This window comes from Photobacterium aphoticum, assembly GCF_001029435.1.
Classification (GTDB): Bacteria; Pseudomonadota; Gammaproteobacteria; order Enterobacterales; family Vibrionaceae; genus Photobacterium; species Photobacterium aphoticum.
In genome coordinates this window covers 131,472-152,866 of the sequence record NZ_LDOV01000020.1, presented here as the reverse complement: position 1 = coordinate 152,866, position 21,395 = coordinate 131,472, and the positions used below count along the sequence as shown (strand labels likewise).

Annotated in this window: 12 protein-coding genes and 1 other annotated feature; of the genes, 7 read left to right on the top strand and 5 right to left on the bottom strand. The window is 53.2% G+C overall.

Annotated elements, in window-relative coordinates; genetic code table 11:
- Positions 1 to 158: 158 nt before the first annotated feature.
- Both ABT58_RS11280 and gltB read right to left on the bottom strand, forming a co-directional pair.
- Positions 159 to 1,631, bottom strand: coding sequence for a glutamate synthase subunit beta (locus ABT58_RS11280; RefSeq protein ID WP_047874503.1), 1,473 nt, complete (start codon positions 1,629 to 1,631; stop codon positions 159 to 161).
- Positions 1,624 to 6,171 (bottom strand): glutamate synthase large subunit, encoded by a 4,548-nt coding sequence (gene gltB, locus ABT58_RS11275; RefSeq protein ID WP_047874502.1) that lies wholly within the window; start codon positions 6,169 to 6,171, stop codon positions 1,624 to 1,626. The genes ABT58_RS11280 and gltB overlap by 8 nt, the downstream gene beginning before the upstream one ends.
- A gap of 642 nt (positions 6,172 to 6,813) precedes the next feature.
- On the opposite strand from gltB, the gene mnmL reads away from it, so the two are divergent.
- From mnmL to ABT58_RS11255, 4 genes are all read left to right on the top strand, one after another.
- Positions 6,814 to 7,773, top strand: a complete 960-nt coding sequence (gene mnmL / locus ABT58_RS11270) for a tRNA modification radical SAM protein MnmL/YtqA (RefSeq protein WP_047874501.1) — start codon at positions 6,814 to 6,816, stop codon at positions 7,771 to 7,773.
- Positions 7,774 to 7,926: 153 nt separating this feature from the next.
- A complete protein-coding gene (locus tag ABT58_RS11265) occupies positions 7,927 to 9,735 on the top strand; it encodes a GGDEF domain-containing protein (protein WP_053063054.1) in 1,809 nt (602 codons plus the stop codon).
- A gap of 203 nt (positions 9,736 to 9,938) precedes the next feature.
- On the top strand, positions 9,939 to 12,308 hold the full coding sequence (arcB, locus tag ABT58_RS11260; RefSeq protein ID WP_047874500.1) for an aerobic respiration two-component sensor histidine kinase ArcB: 2,370 nt from the start codon (positions 9,939 to 9,941) through the stop codon (positions 12,306 to 12,308).
- Positions 12,305 to 12,964, top strand: coding sequence for a hypothetical protein (locus ABT58_RS11255; RefSeq protein WP_146147291.1), 660 nt, complete (start codon positions 12,305 to 12,307; stop codon positions 12,962 to 12,964). The genes arcB and ABT58_RS11255 overlap by 4 nt, the downstream gene beginning before the upstream one ends.
- 73 nt (positions 12,965 to 13,037) lie before the next feature.
- Here ABT58_RS11255 and arcA read toward each other — a convergent pair whose 3' ends face one another.
- Positions 13,038 to 13,757, bottom strand: coding sequence for a two-component system response regulator ArcA (arcA, locus tag ABT58_RS11250; protein WP_047874498.1), 720 nt, complete (start codon positions 13,755 to 13,757; stop codon positions 13,038 to 13,040).
- Between the two features lie 755 nt (positions 13,758 to 14,512).
- Between arcA and ABT58_RS11245 the strand changes: the two genes are divergently transcribed.
- The gene (locus tag ABT58_RS11245) at positions 14,513 to 15,025 is read left to right on the top strand and encodes a putative 4-hydroxy-4-methyl-2-oxoglutarate aldolase (protein ID WP_047874497.1); all 513 of its coding nucleotides are present in this window, start codon (positions 14,513 to 14,515) and stop codon (positions 15,023 to 15,025) included.
- A 113-nt stretch (positions 15,026 to 15,138) separates the two neighbouring features.
- Here ABT58_RS11245 and ABT58_RS11240 read toward each other — a convergent pair whose 3' ends face one another.
- Together ABT58_RS11240 and aceK are read right to left on the bottom strand one after the other, a co-directional pair.
- Positions 15,139 to 15,597, bottom strand: a complete 459-nt coding sequence (locus ABT58_RS11240; RefSeq protein WP_047874496.1) for a hypothetical protein — start codon at positions 15,595 to 15,597, stop codon at positions 15,139 to 15,141.
- Positions 15,598 to 15,691: 94 nt separating this feature from the next.
- Entirely contained in the window at positions 15,692 to 17,455 is a 1,764-nt protein-coding gene (gene aceK / locus ABT58_RS11235) for a bifunctional isocitrate dehydrogenase kinase/phosphatase (RefSeq protein ID WP_047874495.1), read from the bottom strand.
- A 337-nt stretch (positions 17,456 to 17,792) separates the two neighbouring features.
- Positions 17,793 to 17,911 (top strand) — a sequence feature (Thr leader region).
- Between the two features lie 64 nt (positions 17,912 to 17,975).
- Here aceK and thrA point away from each other — a divergent pair.
- The gene (thrA, locus tag ABT58_RS11230; protein ID WP_047874494.1) at positions 17,976 to 20,435 is read left to right on the top strand and encodes a bifunctional aspartate kinase/homoserine dehydrogenase I; all 2,460 of its coding nucleotides are present in this window, start codon (positions 17,976 to 17,978) and stop codon (positions 20,433 to 20,435) included.
- Between the two features lies 1 nt (position 20,436).
- A complete protein-coding gene (gene thrB / locus ABT58_RS11225) occupies positions 20,437 to 21,393 on the top strand; it encodes a homoserine kinase (protein WP_047874493.1) in 957 nt (318 codons plus the stop codon).
- The last annotated feature ends 2 nt before the right edge of the window (positions 21,394 to 21,395 follow it).

The window sequence follows — 21,395 nt, the reverse complement described above, 5'->3', positions numbered from 1 at the left end:
GGTCAAATATTCATCAACGTGTTGAAGCGGGAATGATAATGCGCTCTAAAATCGCAGGATCGCGCGACAACCTAGCTAAGTATGGTGGGGGATAGGATTTCGGGATGAAAAAAAACCGACTCAGTGAGTCGGTTTTGAGACGAGCGTGAAGAACGCGATTAGGCGTTAGACAGCATCAAGGAGTTAGCCTTGGCTTCGAGGTTGGTGTTCCCCATCAGATACGCATCGATGTCACGGGCACACTCGCGGCCTTCGTTGATACAACGCACCACCAGGGACTGACCGGTACGCATATCACCGGCGGCAAACACGCCTTTCTGGTTGGTGGCAAACCCTTGGGTCGCTACGTTACCACGATCATCCAGCGCGATATCCAGCTGTGCCAGCACGCCGGTCGGTTCTGGGTGCAAAAAGCCCATCGCCAAGAAAGCAAGATCACACGGAATGATGCGCTCAGAGCCAGCCACTTCGGTAAAGCCAGGGCGCTCACCCGGCGCCGGTTCATCCCACTGAATGTCAGCAATGCGCAGGGCTTTGACATTCCCTTCATCATCACCGATGAATTCTTTGGTCAGGATGTTCCAGTGACGATCACAGCCTTCCTCGTGCGAGGTGGAGGTCTTCATGATCATCGGGTACGACGGCCAAGGTTGGTTCACCGGGCGTTTCTCCGGTGGGATCGGCATGATTTCCACCTGCGTAATGCTGGTCGCACCGTGACGGTTTGAGGTGCCGACACAGTCTGAACCGGTATCACCGCCGCCAATCACTACCACGTGCTTGCCGTTGGCATGGATTTCTTCGGTTTTCAGATCCATGTTGTTGGCACGGCGGTTGTTCTGCGCCAGAAATTCCATCGCAAAGTGGACGCCGTTCAGCTCACGACCCGGGATCGGCAGATCGCGCGGTACTGTCGAGCCACCGGTTAGCAGCACCACATCAAAGTCCTGACGCAACTGCTTGGCATTGACGTTTACCCCGACGTGGGCGTTGACTTCAAACTGCACGCCAGCTGCGGCCATCAGGTCGATTTTACGGTCGATGATGTCCATACCCAGCTTGAAATCCGGGATGCCAAAGCGCAGCAGGCCACCGACTTTTTCATCACGCTCAAACACAGTCACGGTGTGGCCGGCGCTGTTAAGCTGCTCGGCCGCCGCCAGACCCGCCGGGCCTGAACCGATGATCGCCACGGTTTTCCCGGTGCGGGAACGCGGTGTTTTGGGTTTGGCGTAGCCTTCACGGTACGCCGTTTCCACGATGGTTTTTTCGATGTTACAGATCGTGATCGGGTCTTGGTTGATCCCGAGCACACAGCCACTTTCACACGGCGCCGGACACACACGGCCTGTGAATTCCGGGAAGTTGTTGGTGGAGCTCAGGATGTTCCACGCTTCTTCCCAGCTGTCACGGTACACCGCATCATTAAACTCAGGAATGATGTTGCCGATCGGGCACGAGTTGTGACAGAACGGCACACCACAGTCCATACAGCGTGAGGCCTGTGTATTGATCTTGTCACCGAACTCGTCATTCAGGACAAACTCTTTGTTATCCTGAATACGTACGCTGGGATCCAGCTTCTTTGGCAGCTCACGGCCAAACTCTAAAAATCCTGTAGGCTTACCCATTGACGGCCTCCAACTCTTCCTTGTTTTCTGCTTCCGCTTTGCGCTTTTGTAGTACGGCTTTGTAATCCCTTGGCATCACCTTCACCAAGCTCTGAAGGTTTGCTTCAAAGTTGTCGAGGAAGGTTTGTGCCACCGTACTGCCTGTGAGCGTCACGTGCTTGTTCAGCATATCCAGTAGTAATTCGCGGTCTTCTTGCTCGATAGGATCGAGATCCACCAGCTCTGGGTTGAGCTTAGTTTCAAAGTCCTGGAACTGATCCCAGACGTAAGCGACACCGCCGCTCATGCCCGCCGCAAAGTTACGGCCTGTTGGACCCAGGATAATCGCCACACCACCGGTCATGTATTCACAGCCGTGGTCACCGACCCCTTCGACGACCACTTTGGCACCGGAGTTACGCACACAGAAGCGCTCACCGGCCAGGCCGCGAATGAAGGATTCACCGGAGGTCGCGCCGTAGAAACAGACGTTACCGACCACGATGTTGTCTTCTGGAATGATGTCAGACTTGGCATCCGGATACAGCACCAGCGTACCGCCAGACAGGCCTTTACCCCAGTAATCGTTGGCATCGCCTTCGACTTCAAAGGTCACGCCTTTGGTCAGGAAGGCACCCAGACTTTGTCCTGCTGAGCCTTTGAACTTCACGTGCATTGGCTGTGGCAGACCTTGGTCTTTGTAAATCTTCGAGATTTCATTCGACAACATGGTACCGGCACTGCGGTCGGTGTTGATGATGTTGAACTCAGCATTCACCGCTTTGCCTTCATACAGGGCAGGAGCAGCCGCTTTAATGAGCTGACGGTCAAGGACGTGCTCCAGGTTATGATCCTGTTCACGCTGGTTGTACACGCCGTCTTCTTCACGGGCTTGTTCGATGAACAGCACCGGGCTCAGATCCAGGTTCTTGTACTTCCAGTGACCGATATCATCACGGATTTTCAGTTTCTGTGACTGACCGACCATCTCATCGATCGTACGGAAGCCCAGCTCTGCCATGATTTCACGCAGGCCTTCAGCCATGTACTGGAAGAAGGTCACCACGTCTTCTACGCGGCCGTCGAAACGCTCACGCAGGGTCTTGTTCTGGGTCGCGATGCCGACCGGACAGGTGTTCTTATGACACTTACGCATCATGATACAGCCTTCCACCACCAGCGCGGCGGTCGCCACACCCCATTCCTCGGCGCCCAGTAGCGTTGCTACCGCAAGGTCACGCGGGGTCTTCATCTGACCGTCAGACTGGACAACGATACGGTTACGCAGACCGTTTTTCAGCAGAGTCTGGTGCGTTTCTGCCAAGCCCAATTCCCACGGCAGACCCGTGTGACGGATAGAGGACATTGGTGAGGCACCGGTACCGCCGTCAAAACCGGCGATCAGGACGACGTCGGCTTTGGCTTTGGCCACACCGGAGGCGATGGTGCCGACACCGGCTTCCGATACCAGTTTCACGTTGACGCGACTGGCACGGTTGGCGTTTTTCAGATCGTAGATCAGCTGGGCCAAATCTTCGATCGAGTAAATGTCGTGGTGCGGCGGTGGCGAAATCAGGCCGACCCCCGGCGTGGAGTGACGGGTTGCCCCGATCCAATCGTCCACTTTATCACCCGGTAGCTGACCGCCTTCGCCTGGCTTGGCGCCCTGTGCCATCTTGATTTGCAGCTCATCGGCGTTGGTCAGGTAGTAAGACGTCACACCGAAACGGCCAGACGCCACCTGCTTGATGGCAGAGCGTTCCCAGTCACCGTTGTCTTTCTTCTCAAAGCGGATTGGGTCTTCACCGCCTTCGCCGGAATTCGATTTCGCGCCAATGCGGTTCATCGCAACAGCCAGCGTGGAGTGGGCTTCGTATGAAATCGAACCAAAGCTCATGGCACCGGTGGCAAAACGCTTGAGGATGTGCTCAATCGGCTCGACGTCTTCTAACGGTACGGAGCCGGCCGGATTCTTAATGAACTCTAACTGGCTACGCAGCGTGGCCGCGTTATCGCCTTGGGCATCAACCGCGTGACAGTATTGCTTGAACTGGTCGTAATCTTTACCGCGTGTGGATTGCTGCAGTAAAGAGATGGTTTCTGGGTTAAACAGGTGTTTTTCACCACGCTGTTTCCACTGGTACACACCACCGACATCCAGCATTTGTACCGGGATTTCACGGGTTGGGTAACCGGTGCGGTGACGGATCAATACTTCTTTGGCGATGTCATCAATGGTCAGACCCTGAATACGGGACACGGTGCCGGTGAAGTACTTATCGACCACCGCTTTGCTGATCCCCAGTGCTTCAAAGATCTGTGCGCCGTGGTACGACTGCAGGGTGGAGATCCCCATCTTCGAGAAGATTTTCAGCAGCCCGCCGTTCACCCCTTTACGGTAGTTGTTGAACAGGTCATCGGTCGAGACTTCAGGATCCAGCTTGCGCTTCTTCTGCAGATCCACCAATGTTTCGGTTACCAGATACGGGTTGACGGCGTTGGCACCGTAGCCGACCAGTGTTGCGAAGTGGTGGGTTTCACGGGCGTCACCGGTTTCCACCACGATGTCACACTTGGCACGCAGGCCTTTGCGGATCAGGTGGTGATGCACGGCACCGACCGCCAGCATGGCTGGGATCGCCGCGTGGTTCGAGTTCACGGCACGGTCAGTCAGGATGATGATGGAGTAGCCATCGATCACGGCATCTTCCGAGTACTGGCAGATACGCTTCAGGGCGCGTTCCAGTTTGCCGGCTTCACCGCTGGCGTTGAACACGATATCCAGCGTTTTGGCTTGCAGGTGTTCGTTATCGATCGCGCGCAGTTTTTCCAGCTCCGCGTTCGACAGGACCGGCGATTCCAGTTCCACTTTCTGACAGTGTTGCGGGGTTTCAGTCAGCAGGTTCTGATCTTTACCCAGGTAGGTGTTCAGGGACATCACCATACGCTCACGGATCGGGTCGATCGGCGGGTTGGTGACCTGTGCAAACAGCTGCTTGAAGTAGTGAGACAGGTGCTGTGACTGGTGAGACAGTACTGCCAGCGGCCAGTCTGCACCCATGGCGCTGAGCGGCTCATAACCGGTTTTCGCCAGTGGCACGATGATTTCGTTTACTTCTTCCGAGCTGATCCCAAAGGCTTGTTGATGGTGCAGCAAACGCTCTGGGGTTGGCTGGTGATGCATGTTGTCCGCATCAGGCAGGGATTTGAGTGTCAGCAGGTTGTCTTTGACCCACTGCTCGTAAGGCTGCGCTGAGGCAATGCTGTCTTTGACTTCTTCGTCAGAGATGATGCGGCCTTGCTCAAGATCAGCGACGAAGATACGGCCCGGTTGCAGACGGCCACGGAACTGGACGTTCTCCGGCTCGATTTCTACCACGCCGGATTCGGATGCCATGATCAGGAAGTCGTCTTTGGTCACGGTGTAGCGCGATGGGCGCAGGCCGTTACGGTCCAGAGTGGCACCCACTTGCACGCCGTCGGTGAAACAGACAGAGGCCGGGCCATCCCACGGCTCCATCACGTTGGCGTGGTACTGGTAGAACGCACGGCGTTTTGGATCCATGCTGGTGTTTTCTTGCCATGCTTCTGGGATCAGCATCATCAGTGCATGAGGCAGGCTACGACCAGAGAGCACCAGCAGTTCCAGTGCCATATCGAAGTTGGACGAATCTGAGCTGCCTTCCTGACAGATTGGCAGCAGCATGTCGATTTCTTGCTGGGTGAACAGATCAGATTCCAAGATGGCTTCACGGGCCTTCATCCAGTTCAGGTTACCGCGAACGGTGTTGATTTCACCGTTGTGGGCAATGTAACGGAAAGGCTGCGCCAAGCGCCAACGCGGGAAGGTGTTGGTTGAGAAACGGGAGTGCACCAGCGCCAGGGCGGTGACCATGCTTGGGTTTTGCAGATCGAGGAAGTATTGCGGTACCTGCTCGGTGGTTAACTGGCCTTTGTAGACCAAGGTTTTGTATGACAGCGAGTTGATGTAGAAGTCATCACCGATGTTCGACACGCTTTCCAGACAGACGCGAACGGTGTAGTTACGCAGTACGTACAGTTTGCGTTCCAGCTCCGCCGGATCCAAGTTAGCGCCGCCGGTAATAAAGACGTGTTCAAATTGCGGTTCGGTGCTGAGCGGGTCTTCACCGATCATGGAGTTATCGACAGGCAGCACACGGTAGCCAATCACATCCAGATCGAGGCGTTTCGCATTGCGCTCAAGAATGTCGCGACATTGCTGACGTTTGTGTTCGTCTTTCGGGAACAGGACAACGCCGACACCGTATTGGCTGAAGCCCGGTAGGCGAATACCCAGTTTCACGGTTTCTTCTAGCAGGAACTCGTGCGGTTTTTGTAGAAGAATACCGGCACCGTCACCACTGCATGGATCACAACCCTGACCGCCGCGGTGTTCCATTCTCGCAAGCATATCAAGGGCTTGGGTGACGATTTCGTGGGATTTACGGTTCTTTAGATGGGCCACAAAGCCGATACCACAGGCATCGTGCTCCAGTTCAGGCACATAAAGTCCCTGAGCATTCAGCTCTTGATCTGTCATAGATACTTCCTTCCAGTTTCAACAGGCACCAATCCCAGTGCCTGAGTTATCCCTAATTTTGTATGACATCCGTCAATTACCGAGCGTGGACGCCTGTCCGGCAACGACCGATGGGGTTTGCTGTGGGATGATGTTGACTATTAATAGCAAACTAAACTCTGTAGCACTCCGGCTCTGGTATGCAAAAGCACTACAGTTTTGAAGGGTTGCGACATATTTCTCTCTATATATGAGGAATTTAGTCACAATTGTTGTTCATAAATTGCACACAGCTGTAACTATCCTACATTTTTGATTTATTAATTACCAACAAAAAATACCCATTTTTGCATGCAATTTCATCAGGAGGGTGAATTAAGCACCATTTTTGATGGGTAACTATTCGATAACGGTTCTCATTGTGAATATTTCCGTGTAATAGCCCTGTAAAATGCAGGGGAATGGTGCGTGACAGGACAAAAAACGGGGAGAGGATGTCTGTTGCTTATTTTCATCCGGACTTTCTCGGTCCTTCACGGGATTTTTTCTCGCTCACCGGCCTTTTTTTGTTTTCGCACAACAAAAGGGCGGGGGAAGGGTGCTAACCTTTGCCGCTTTTTTCGACACCCCTTTTGACACCCTCACAACGTACTAGGTGACAAGATGCAACTGCATGAACTCGTGAATACCTTTGGTCAGGACTTACAGCGTCGCTATGGCGAAAAAGTGCATAAGCTGACGCTGCACGGAGGCTTTACCTGTCCGAACCGCGACGGGACGATTGGACGTGGGGGCTGTACCTTTTGTAACGTGGCCTCGTTTGCTGATGAGCAGGCACAATTCAAACCGGTGGCTGAGCAGTTGGCACAACGTGCCGGTGAAGTGAATCGCGCCAAACGTTACTTGGCGTATTTTCAGGCCTACACCAGCACGTATGCAGAAGTGCAAACGTTAAAAGCCATGTATGAAGAAGCCCTTGGCGCTGCTGACATTGTTGGCCTGTGTGTGGGGACGCGCCCGGACTGTGTGCCGGATGCGGTGCTGGAACTGTTGGCCGGTTACCAACAGCAGGGGTATGAGATTTGGCTGGAGCTGGGTTTGCAGACTGCCAATGACAAAACCTTAAAACGCATTAACCGTGGCCATGATTTTGCGTGTTACGAGCAGATCACCCAGCGTGCCCGTGCCATGGGGTTGAAAGTGTGTGCCCACCTGATTGTCGGCCTGCCGGGTGAAACCAAAGAAGATAACCTGGAAACCTTGCGCCGTACGGTGGCCGCTGGCGTGGACGGGATCAAACTGCACCCGCTGCACATTGTGGAAGGCAGCATCATGGGCTTGTCCTGGAAAGCGGGTCGTTTGAGTGAGTTGAGCTTAGAGACGTACACGGACATCGCCTCGGAAATGATCCGTTTAACCCCGCCGGAGGTGGTGTTTCACCGCGTATCAGCCACAGCGCGCCGTCCGACCTTGCTGGCGCCAATGTGGTGTGAGAACCGCTGGTTGGCGATGACGGAAATCGGCCGTAACTTGGATACGCATGGCGGCCAAGGCAGTGCGTTGAATACGCCGTTTGTCTATCAGCCTGTTCAACCTGTTCAGACGATGTCTGCGGCTGAATAAACGGATGTGATCTTTATACCTTAGCATGATGAGACGTAGTGACGAATTTATAAAATATGGTAAATTACGTGCAAAATTACGTCTCTATTTTTATCTATGCCTTTCTTTTGCAATGAGCACCTTGCGCGACGTATTGCGTGCCTATCATGGACGATGTGTCTGCTGAGTGTCGCCGCCCCGGTGTCGGCGGCCACACTGACAGACTATGCGGATAACCCTATTCTGATGACAGCGGGCAGCCTGCTTGCCACCGCGATGTGTGGCGCGTTACTGATGTTACTGCTGCATCACATTGATGCCCGTTCTTTTCGTAAGCTGCAAAGCCTGTTGACCCATATGCCGGTGGCCGTGGCGATCATTCGTCATAAAGACGGCCAGCTGATCTACAGTAATCGGCCGTGCCGTGAACTGGTGGGGGCGCGCAAGCTCAATGGGCGCTATCTCTATCCGGAATCCCTCAGTGCCGCCATGGTGCGTGATTTCCTTCGTCCGTTTCCCTACCGCTCCAGCGGCTTTGATCAAGTGACCGATCAGATTTTTCTGGCGCAGGGTAAGCGCCTGCCGCTGGCGATCACGGGGCGTCCCGTGCGGTGTAATTGGCAGGATTGTTGGTTGCTCTATATGAAAGAGGCTAATTCCCCTCACCGAGAAGCGGGCAAGATGGAACAAGATCAGCGTTTGTTCCAGCAGGTGCTCAACTCACTGTCAGAGCTGGTGTATTACCAGGACAAATCCGGTGAACTGATGGGCACCAACAAGGCGTTTGACCGATTCTGGCGCGGCCGTTTTGAGGAAGGGATTTGCAACGAGCCCATGCTCGATCATGGCCGATATACCCCGTCTCACACCTGGACCACCGCGCCGGACGGCGCCAGCCGTTTATTAGAAACCAAGCGCAACGCCCTGGTGGATGACAGCGGGGAAGTGATTGGTACCCTGAGTTTGTCGCATGATGTGACGGACTGGTATGAGATGCAGGAAGCGCTGAAAAGTGAGATTGAAAAGCGCGAGATCACCGAGCAGGAATTGGCACAGCGTAATACCTTGTTGGATACGATTTTGAGTGCCAGCCGCGACCCGATTGGTCTGTACAACGAACATGAAGTGTATGTGGGCTGCAACGAAGCCTTTGCCCGCTCACTGGGGCATACACCACAAAGCTTGCTCGGCAAAACGGCAGAAGAGGTACTCAATCCGGAGTTACTGGAATTTTCCCGTCAGGCCGATCAGACCGTGATTGAACAAGGGATCAGCGTGAAAGCGGACGATTACGTGATCCTCGAAGACGGCACACCGATTTGGTATGAGGTGCTGAAATCACCGTATCAGGATCCGACAGACGGGACACGTGGTGTACTGATGATGGCCCGTGATGTGACCGAGCGAAAAATGGCGGAGCAGCAGTTAGCGGATGCCATTATGGAGCTGCAGGAGCTGAGCTTTGTTGACAGCCTGACCAAGGTGGCGAACCGTCGCAGTTTTGATGAACAGCTGCGCAAGCTCTGGTTTGGGCATATTCGTGAACAGCAGCCGTTGACCTTGATTTTGTGTGATATCGACTACTTCAAGCCATTCAACGATAACTACGGCCACCAGCAAGGGGATGTGGCGCTGCGTGAAGTGGCACAGGTGCTGCGCAGTGTGATCCGCCGGGAAACCGATGAAGTGGCTCGCTATGGCGGAGAAGAGTTTGCCTTCTTGTTGCCGAACACGCCGTTGGAAGGGGGCGAGCTCATTGCCGCGAAAATCCATCAGGCGCTGGCCGACAAAGCCTTGGTACACCAGTATTCCCAGGTGTCTGATCACCTGACGGTGAGCCTGGGGATCGCGACCATCGTCCCGTTACCGAATCAGGATTACGGCACGCTGGTGGCGCTGGCCGATGCGGCGTTGTACAAAGCCAAAGCGGCAGGACGCAATTGCACGATGTCGATGACCGATACCACTCCCGATACCCCCTGATCCCGAAAAGCCTGCCTAGCAGGCTTTTTTTATGTCTTTGCTCCGCTATCAATGAATGATTCACCAGAGAGGGGCGGGTGGCGGTGAAAGTGTCAGGAATAGACGATAATTGTGACCGTTAACAGGGAATTATCAGTTTGTTACTTGGGGTTGTGGAATGCGTCATTTATCATGGATATAGCCGTTAGTATTAGGAATAAATAATGAAACAAATCAAAGTGCTGGCACAGTTTTATGTGGATCTGCTGGTCAAGCTGGGGCTGATCCGCTTCAGTTTGCTGCTGGCGTTAGCCTTGGTGGCCCTGGCTGTGGTGGTGCAGGTCGGGGTGACCTTGATCCTGCAAGGGGAAGTGCACTGGATTGATATTGTCCGCTCCGTGTTCTTTGGTTTGCTCATTACGCCGTGGGCGGTCTACTTCTTATCGGTGGTGGTGGATCAGCTGGAAGAGTCGCGTCAGCGCCTGTCTAAGTTGGTGACCAAACTGGAAGAAATGCGCTCACGAGACATGCAGTTAAATAAACAACTCCAGAAAAACATCTCTCAGCTAAACCTCGAAATTGAAGAGCGCGAGAAAGCCGAAGAAGCGCGCCAGGAAGCGATGCAGGATCTGGAAAACGAAGTGTACGAGCGTGAGAAAGCTCAGATGGCACTGGCCTCACAAAGTGCCCTGCTGAAGTCTTTCTTGGATGCGTCACCGGATCTGATTTATTACCGCAATGAAAAAGGGGTGTTCTCCGGCTGTAACCGTGCCATGGAAGAGCTGACCAGCCGCACCGAAAAAGAGCTGGTGGGCCTGACGCCGTGGGATGTTTACAGCGAAGATGTGGCGCGCAAAATTGTCGAGACGGATCAGCAGGTCTTTGGGGCCAGCGAGCCGTTGACCTATGAGCAGTGGCTGGAATACCCGGACGGCCGCAAAGCGATTTTTGAACTGCGTAAAGTGCCGTTTTATGGTCGTGATGGCCGCCGCTTGGGCTTGATGGGCTTTGGCCGCGACGTGACCGAGCGTAAGCAGTACGAAGAAGCGCAGGAGAAAGCGAGCCGCGATAAGACCGCCTTTATCTCCACCATCAGCCATGAATTGCGCACGCCATTGAACGGGATTGTGGGCTTAAGCCGCATGTTGCTTGACAGCAAACTGGACGATGAGCAGCGCGGCTACATGCGCACGATTTTGGTCAGCGCGATCACGCTGGGTAACATTTTCAATGACATCATCGATATGGACAAAGCGGATCGCCGTCGTCTCGAGTTGATGCCTAAGCCGCTCGACTTTAATGAGTTTGTCGATGAAGTCGGTACGATCTGCCATTTGATGGCAGAGCAAAAAGGCCTGCGTTTTGATTTGGAACGTCTGACCGCTTTGCCGTCTCACATTGAAGTGGATGGCACCCGCTTGCGTCAGGTGTTGTGGAATTTGATCAGCAACGCCACCAAGTTCACCAAAGAAGGGGGCGTGGTGATGTCGGTCACGGCCGATCAGGATGACACCATGGCGCACATCACCTTTGAGGTGGAAGATAGCGGCATCGGTATTCCGGCCAGTGAAATCGACAAAATCTTTGCCATGTATTATCAGGTCAAAGATGAGAACGACAACCTGCATGCGGTCGGCACCGGTATTGGCCTGGCAGTTTCTCGTCAGTTGATGCAGATGATGGGCGGTGACATTACCGTGTGCTCCGATGTGGGCGAAGGCAGTACCTTTACCGTGACCTTCAGTGCACCGCTGGTGGAGCAGGCGCAAGAAGAGGATGTGATGCCGGCCACGCCGCAAGTGGGTTTGAACATTTTCATGGTGGAAGACATTGAGCTGAACATCACCGTCGCCAAAGCCTTGCTGGAAAGTTTGGGCCATACCGTGACTGTCGCCATGCGCGGGGAAGAGGCGCTCGCCATGTTCACGCCGGAGGCGTATGACTTGGTGCTGCTGGATATACAGCTGCCAGACATGACCGGGTTTGATATTGCGAAGACGCTGCGTGAGCGCTACGAGCACTTGCCGCCATTGGTGGCACTGACCGCCAACGTGATTAACGATCGCAGTGAATACCTGAATAAAGGTATGGATGAAGCGCTCAGTAAGCCACTCAGTGTGAAAGCCATTACCTCGGTGATCCAGCAGTTAGTCCTGACGTGTTCACTGGACGATGCGCCGGCACAGGCGAGCGATGAGCCACTCATTAGCGGGGACAGCCTCAGTGAAGATACGATTAATACCTTGCTGGATTTGGAGATGTTAAGTTCGTACGTGGAGATTGTCGGCACCCAACCGGTGTATGACAGCATTGCCATGTTTGAAGAAAAAATGCCGGAATACATCGCCATTTTGGACTCCAACATGACCGCCAAAGATCAGGACGGTATCAAATTTGAAGCGCACAAAATCAAAGGCGCGGCAGGGTCAATCGGCCTGAAACACATTCAGCAAGTGGCTCAGAAAGCCCAGTCACCGGAATTGCCGGCCTGGTGGGAAAATATCAATGACTGGGTCGATGAGATCAAAAATGGCTACCACAATGATCTACAAGTCCTCAAAGAATGGTTAGCCCAACAGGAGAAGACGTCATGAGAAGGCGACGTGAAAGAAGCACCGGACAACGGGTGACGCAGACCGGTAAGGTCAGCCAACAGGCGGCGTGGAAGCAAGGTTGTATTGGGTTGCTGGGCTGCATGAGTGTGTTAGGGCTGATGGGATGCGACGAGCGTCAACCGGTCTCAAGTGAATCCTCGGCCGAAACGGTACAAACTGAAACGGAGACCGAGACGTCTTCGGACAAAACACCAGAGCGCGCGGAGTCATCCACGCCAGTGCAATTGCCGGAAGCGGTGGATATCTGGCAGTCACCGGAGCAGGTGGTGTTAGGGGAGGTGCCGTTACATCTGGGCAGCGAGTTGTGGCTGAACAGCATGCCGGTGATCGGTGATGATGGCGCCAATCCGGCGCGTAAACTGTTTGCCTCCATTCGCTTGTTGGCGGCGGATCACCAGCCGCTGCCGAAAGGCATTGAGATCACCCAAGTGCTGATAGAGCAAGGTGATGAACAGTGGTTGGTACAACAGCATTTGGAGATTCGCAAAGACGGCAATAAGAGCCTGGAAGTGGCATTACGGGGCGGGCCGGAATGGCAACCGAGCAGCACGGTGAATGTGGCTGTGACGGTGCTGTTCCAAGGTCAGGAGCACACCGTGATCCAAAAGCAGGTCGTGATTGCGCAGGTCTTTTGATAGCGGTAACGCGGAAAAACAAACAAGGCGCCGAAAGGCGCCTTGTTTTTTGTCTTTAAGATAAGCGCTGGGCTTATTCTTCTTCTAGATCACCACAGAAGCGGTAACCTTCACCGTGAATGGTTGCGATGATTTCTGGGGTATCAGCAACAGATTCAAAGTGCTTACGGATACGACGAATCGTCACGTCAACCGTACGGTCATGTGGCTTCAGCTCACGACCTGTCATTTTCTTCAGCAGTTCAGCACGGGTCTGGATCTTGCCTGGGTTTTCACAGAAGTGAAGCAGGGCACGGAACTCAGAACGTGGTAGCTTGAACTGGTCGCCACTTGGGCTTACCAGTGAACGGCTGTTGATTTCCAGTGACCAACCGTTGAACTCGTAACGCTCAACCAGACGCTTGTCTTCAGTTGGCAAGCCTTGGTTCATTGCGCGAGTCAGCAGGTTGCGTGCACGGATAGTCAGTTCACGAGGGTTGAATGGTTTAGTGATGTAGTCATCAGCACCGATTTCAAGACCTAGGATCTTATCCACTTCGTTATCACGACCGGTTAGGAACATCAGCGCCATGTCGCCTTGTTCACGCAGTTCGCGCGCTAGCAGCAGGCCGTTTTTACCCGGAAGGTTGATGTCCATGATAACCAAATGCACTGGGTGCTCTGAAAGCATCTGGTGCATTTCTGCGCCATCGTTCGCTTCAAATACTGTGTAACCTTCAGCTTCAAAGATGCTCTTCAGGGTGTTACGTGTTACGTGCTCGTCTTCTACAATTAGAATGTGAGGGGTTTGCATTGGCAGTACCTAAGTTCAAAAAACGGAATCTGATCAAAAACAGAATAGTTAAATTCTATAAAAAAATTCACATACAGGAAAAGTCTTGATCAAAATGCTGGCAGAACCGCATCGAACTCTCCTGTCGGGTACGCCATCCATTTATTCAGGCCTTCATAGCGTGAAGGTATAACCCTGAAAAAGCCCAATATCTAGGGCATTGGCTACAATCTCCATGGGATGGCTGCAATTGTATTCACTTAACAGCTCTCTAACAATGTTTGACGCTTGTTTCGAGCCTGCTATTGTGCGTTTTGTTGATTTATATCAAACAGGATGAAGTGTATTACGACTCTTCACTTTGTGTAACATTCGCTACAAAAAAACGCATCGCGCCCAAGGTGTGAGGGTGGATCTGTGAAGCATTCTGGTCACCGTGTAGCAACCCATCGATACTTATTAAGTATAAGTAACACCTTGTTTACCCTTGCCTTGCAATTCTAACAGCATTTGTGTCGACCTGCATGGTTCTTCGCAACAATATCTGCCACTTGGCAGCAATAAAATGCGCCGAAAACGGTACATTCCTTGAATTTTGAGTCTGAACTGTAACATTTTATCTTCATTTAACCGGAGAATTGTCTACCCGTATGGCCAGACGGCGTGTGACAGAAAAGCGGCAAAATGCGGAGAAAGGGACAAAGATTGGGTGATTGGTCAGAGCTTCTCTACACTTAACGAAGCAATGTGTTGATGGTTAATAGGAAGGGTGTGAAATGGATAAACGCATAGAATTAAAAGATTTGACCCCAGACTTGTGTGATCACTATGAGGAGGATGTACGCTGGTTACCGTTGTCCTTGCACAGCTTCGGGGGACGCGACGTCTTCTTCGGTGAAACCGTGACATTGCGTTGTTTTGAAGATAATAGCCTGGTGCGGGATATCGTCTCGCGGCCGGGTAAAGGCAAGGTCTTGTTCATTGATGGTCACGGCAGCAGCACCAAGGCATTACTGGGCGATCAACTGGCGCTGTTGGCGCAGAAAAACGGTTGGGAAGGGATTGTGGTACACGGGGTTGTGCGTGATGTGGGGACTCTCGCGACGCTGGATCTGGGGGTGCAGGCGATGGGCACCAGCCCGATCAAAACCGTGAAACGGCAAACCGGGGAAGAGAACGTCACGCTGACCGTGGTGGAAACGCTGATTTATCCTGGTGACATGCTGTATGCCGATCGTAACGGGGTGATCTTCAGCCAAAAGCCGTTGGATTTATCGGTGCTGTCGTAGCAGGATGCGTGGGATCGGGGGCAAAACCGCGTGTGAACAAAGAGGGACGCCATGGCGTCCCTCTTTGTAGTTTATGTATTGTTGTTTGTGTCTAGTTATTGGCGTGATGAGGATCAGAACTTAAAGCCAATCCCCAATTGATAGACTTGCTCTAGCGCTTCGTAATCCATTGTCGCATGCAGATTGATGCGCTCACTCACTTCATACTGGCTGGAGACTTCCACCCCTAATGTGGTGTCGCGATCTTGCGTTTCAGAGGTCACCGCACTTTGCAGGCTAAGGCGTGGGGTGAAATGGTATTTCACGCCCGATAACAGGCCGCGACTGGCAGACTGACGCTCGTTACCGGTTTTCAGGCGTGTGCTGAGGTAGAGGGCGGTGTTATCGGTGATCGCATAGGCATAGCCGCTGTCGATCTGCCAGAGATCGAATTGCTCGGCGCCGCGAGATTGAGACGACAGAAACCAGCCCGATGACGAGTGATCATCAGCCTTGTCGAGTAAGCTGTGCTCTGCTGCAGTTGTTTGACATGCCACTACTAGCAGGGTCGCTGTGATTAGCTTTAAGCGCATGGATCACCTTCCCTGTTCGATTATGATTTATTTGACTTCCTAGTTAGCAAAATAATACTAGGTGATCTTGCTCGAAAAAGACATGCGCCTATGTCTATGATGAGATCTTCTCGCCATTTTCTGCGTCACTTTTTGCGCCATTCTCGGCGTGAAAGAAGCGATGTCCTTGTCCGTAAGGGAACACATCCTCAAATTGCCCTTCGGTGATATTTTGTTGTAATCGTTGCCAATATTCCGGTTCAAACAGATCGCTGTGCAGCTCGTTAAACAGCGCGCGCACTTTGGGATTGATCAGCAAAAACGTGCGAAATTCTTCCGGAAACACATCATTGACGCCCACGCTGTACCACGGCTCGGCAGCCATCTCATCTTCCGGATAGCGGGGCGGTGGAATGCGGCGAAAGTGCATTTCTGTCATATAGCTGATTTCATCATAGTCATAGAACACCACGCGTTTGTGGCGGGTGACACCGAAGTTTTTAAACAGCATATCGCCGGGAAAAATGTTGGCCGCCGCCAGTTGTTTAATGGCGTTACCGTACTCATCGACTGCATGGCGCAGGTCGTCATCATTGGCCTGTTCAATGTACAGGTTGAACGGGATCATGCGCCGTTCGGTGTAGAGGTGTTTGATGATCACGTATTCATCCGTGACATCCAAATTTGATGGGGCAACGGCTTGTAATTCTTCCAGCAATTCATCACTGAAGCGGTGGCGATCGAAGGCAAAGTTACGGTATTCCTGAGTATCGGCCATACGGCCTACGCGGTCGTGTTCTTTTACCAGCCGGTATTTCTCTCTGACGACGGCATGACTGATGTCTTTTTGTGGTGCAAATTTGTCTTTGATGATCTTAAATACAAAGTCGTAAGACGGCAGGGTAAACACTGACATCACCATGCCTTTGATCCCCGGTGCGAGCACAAACTTATCGTTGGAATGCTCCATATGGTGGAGAAACTCGCGGTAGAGCTCGGTCTTACCGTGCTTTTGACAGCCAATGGCGGTGTAGAGCTCGGCCTTGGTTTTGTTGGGGATCAGCTCCCCCAAAAAGCGCACTAACGCGGCCGGGGCCGGGGCGTAGACCATAAAATAAGAGCGGGCGAAGCCGAATAAAATACTGACATCATCCACCTGACACAGGCAGGCATCGATATACAACGTACGTTGCGGCGTGGTCAGCACCGGCAGTACCAGTGGCAGGCTCTGGTGATCATCAAAGCGAATACGGCCAATCAGATAAGCCGCCTTGTTGCGGAAAAACGGCTCGCGGATCATCTCTATCACCGGCGGTGGCGATGCCTGATCCCATTCATGGCGCAGACGCTCCGTAATGGCGGCAATGTCACGGGCCTTATCTTCCCACGGCAGATTGAAGGGGGTGTCATCCAACACCCGCTCCAGTAAGACGGGCAAGCCGGCGCCGGTGTTATAGAGCCGGGTCAGCGCCGTGGGGTAAGAGGGAATACGACCGGCCTGTGAGCTGTGTACAAACAACTTATCACGGTTAATATGGCGGTGGGCGAAAATGCGGCAATAGACTGAATTAAAGAAACTTTCTGCTATTTCATAGCGAGGGTAATCCAGCAGCAAATCTTCATAGGCCGTTTTGACCGCCATCAGAAACGTGTGGTTGGCATAACGGTGGCCGAGCATGATGGTGATTTGCTGTGTCACCAGCCCGACGTGGTGATCGTAAAACGAGATACGGGTCTTCAGCGCCAGTTGAACCGCTGGCCAGTCTTGCGATTCAAAGCGCTCCTGTGCGCCCCCCGTGACATCCAGGAAGCGGCCGTACATGGCATCAAAGCCTTGTAAGATGGTATGGGCAACGAGTTGTTCCATAGCAGCAGCCATGCGGTTCCTCCTGTGACTCTTTGTGAAAAAGCGAGGCTTCCCATCTGTCCCTGTCTCATGCACTACCTATCTGTCCATGCCGTCCCTATTCATGCATTACCGAGGGGGGGAGCAGGGGCATTATTCGAGGGAATCGCCTAAGGATAGTCATAGCACCGGATGTTCACCCTTGCGTAAAATTATCCGTGTTCTGCTGGCTTTTTAGACAGAAATCTTACCGTCTGTGATGAATAAATACACGAACCTGAAGAAATTGATGGTTGACTCGCCACAGTGATTCCGGTAAACGTAGATACAGACAGGTTATTTTAACAACGCTTCAGGACAGTTATGTACAACGCTATCGGCACCACCACCATTATCACGATTACCGGCACCATGGTTGCTGGGGTGGGCTGATACGCAAAAAGAATTGCAGGAAAAAGCCCACATCCACCCGATGTGGGCTTTTTTTTGACCCGAATATTGAATTCTTCTGTCGCTGTGGCGGAAGCAAAAATTAGGACGTTGGGAGTAGGGAATGCGAGTATTAAAGTTTGGCGGATCATCGTTGGCGGATGCCGACCGTTTTGCAAGAGCGGCCGACATCATTGCAAATAATGCCCAGCAAGGGGCGGTGTCTGTGGTGCTTTCCGCACCGGGCAAAGTCACCAATAAGCTGGTATCAGTGATTGAAAACAGTATTCAGCACGGTGAAGCTGAATTGCAGATCAAAGATTTAGAAACAGTATTCAACGACCTCTTTACCGGTCTGAAAGCCATCGCACCGGATTTCGACAAAGTCGCGATGGATGCCAAACTGGCCAGCTCGCTTGGCCAACTCAAGCAATATGTCCACGGCATTAAGTTGCTTGGGCTGTGTCCGGATAACGTCTATGCCAAAATCATCAGTAAAGGTGAGCGCTTATCGATTGTGGCAATGCAGTCACTGCTGGAAGCGCGTGGCCAGGCTGCAAGCCTGATTGATCCGGTGGCGTATTTGGCGGCCAGCGGCGATTACCTTGAAGCGCATGTGGATATTGAAGCCTCGACCCAAAACTTCCGTGCCCATCCTTTGAAAGAAGGCCATGTCCACATCATGCCGGGCTTCACCGCCGGTAACGAAAAAGGCGAGTTGGTGACACTGGGCCGTAACGGTTCGGATTACTCTGCGGCGGTGCTGGCAGCGTGTTTGCGTGCCGAGTGTTGTGAGATTTGGACCGATGTGGATGGCGTGTACAGTTGCGATCCGCGCTTAGTGCCGGATGCGCGTCTGCTTAAATCCCTCAGCTATCAAGAAGCGATGGAGCTTTCTTACTTCGGTGCGTCTGTGCTTCACCCGAAAACCATCGCGCCGATTGCCCAGTTTCACATTCCGTGTTTGATCAAAAACAGCTTCAGCCCACAAGGCGCCGGTACCCTGATTGGTATGGACACCGGTGAAGATCAGCTAGACATCAAGGGCATCACCACGCTGAAAGATCTGACCATGGTCAACGTCTCTGGCCCGGGCATGAAAGGCATGGTCGGCATGGCGGCTCGTGTGTTTGGGGCCATGTCCTCTGCCGGTGTGTCGATTGTGTTGATCACCCAATCCTCGTCGGAATACAGCATCAGCTTCTGTATCGAAAGTGCCGACAAACTTAAAGCCCAGCGTGCCCTGCGCAACAGCTTTGAGCTGGAACTCAAAGAAGGTTTGTTGGAGCCGGTCGAGTTCACTGACAAAGTGGCCATCGTGACTTTGGTGGGTGACGGTATGCGCACATCCCGTGGCGTGGCCTCTCGTTTCTTTACCTCATTGGCCGAGGTGGATGTCAACGTGGTGGCGATTGCACAGGGCTCGTCAGAGCGTGCGATTTCGGCGGTGATCCCGGACGAGAAAGTGTCTGAGTCCGTCAAAGCGTGTCACGAGAACCTCTTTAACAGTCAGCACACCCTTGATGTGTTTGTTATCGGTGTTGGTGGCGTCGGGGCCGAGCTGGTGGATCAAATTCGCCGTCAGCAGCCAAAACTGGCTGAGAACGGCATTGTGATCCGCGTGTGTGGTTTAGCCAACAGCAAAGGCTTGCTGCTGGATAGCCGTGGCTTGGCGCTGGATAACTGGCGCGATCTGATGGGTGAGGCGGCTGAGCCATTGAGCCTGGCGCGCATGATCCAATTGGTGAAACGTAACCACATCATCAACCCGGTGATCATCGACTGTACTTCAGACCAAGGCATTGCGGAGCAGTATGCAGACTTTTTGGCTGCCGGTTTCCACGTGATCACTCCGAATAAGAAAGCCAACACGGCGAGCATGGCGTACTACCACCAGTTGCGTCAGGCGGCGCGCTCCACCCGCCGTAAGTTCATGTACGACACCACAGTGGGTGCGGGTCTGCCGGTGATCGAAAACCTGCAGAACCTGATGGCCGCCGGTGATGAACTGGAGCGTTTCTCGGGCATTTTGTCTGGCTCGATGTCTTACATCTTCGGTAAGTTGGACGAAGGCATGAGTTTTAGTGAAGCGACCACGGTAGCTCGCAATAACGGCTTCACGGAGCCGGATCCGCGTGACGATCTGTCAGGCATGGATGTGGCGCGTAAGCTACTGATCCTGGCACGTGAAGCCGGTATGGCGTTAGAGCTGGACGATGTTGTGGTCGAAGCGGCCTTGCCATCGGGCTTTGATGCGGATGGCTCGGTGGAGACGTTCATGGATCGTCTGCCGGAAGCGGATGCGTATTTCGCCCAGTTGTCTGCAGAAGCGGCCGAAGAGAATAAAGTATTACGTTATGTCGGGGAAATTAACAACGGGCAGTGCTCGGTGAAGATTGCTGCCGTGAATCCGGATGACCCGATGTTCAAGATCAAAGACGGTGAGAATGCCTTGGCCTTCTACAGCCGTTACTACCAGCCAATTCCATTGGTATTACGCGGTTACGGTGCGGGCACCGAAGTGACGGCCGCCGGTGTGTTTGCGGACCTCATGCGTACGCTTGGCTGGAAACTAGGAGTGTAAGATGAGTGTGGTTGTGTATGCGCCAGCGTCGATTGGCAATGTCAGTGTCGGCTTTGATGTCCTAGGGGCAGCGGTGTCACCCATTGATGGCACCTTGCTGGGCGATCGCGTGTGTGTGGCGGCGGGCGAGCAGCCGTTTTCGCTGCAATGTGTCGGCCGTTTTGTCGATAAACTGCCGGCGCAGGCAGAGGAGAACATTGTCTACCGTTGCTGGCAGGTGTTTGCCCGCGAGTTGGACAAGCAAGGTCAGACGGTACAGCCAGTGGCGATGACGCTGGAGAAAAACATGCCGATTGGTTCCGGGCTGGGCTCCAGTGCCTGTTCCATTGTGGCGGCGTTGGATGCGTTGAATCAGTTCCATGACCAACCGCTCAATGAAACCCAGTTGTTGGCGTTAATGGGCGAGATGGAAGCGGAGATCTCCGGCAGTTTGCATTATGACAATGTGGCGCCGTGTTATTTGGGCGGCCTGCAATTCATGGTGGAAGAGCTGGGGATCATCAGCCAGCCGGTACCGTGTTTTGATAACTGGTACTGGGTGATGGCTTACCCGGGCATCAAAGTGCCGACGGCAGAAGCGCGCGCGATTTTGCCGTCGCAGTATCGTCGTCAGGATATCATTGCCCATGGTCGCTATCTGGGAGGCTTCATTCATGCCTGCCATTCTCAGCAGCCGGCGCTGGCAGCAAAAATGATCAAAGATGTGGTGGCGGAGCCGTACCGTGAGCGTTTATTGCCGGGCTTTGCCGAAGCGCGACAATATGCACTGGAAGCGGGCGCGCTGGCCAGTGGGATCTCTGGCTCTGGGCCGACCTTATTCAGTGTCTGTGATGATCTGGACGTGGCAAAACGTATTGCACGATGGTTGCAAGATCATTATGTTCAGAATGATGAAGGATTCGTCCATGTCTGTCGTCTCGACAGTCAGGGATCAAAAGTAACAGGAAGTGAGCTGTAAGC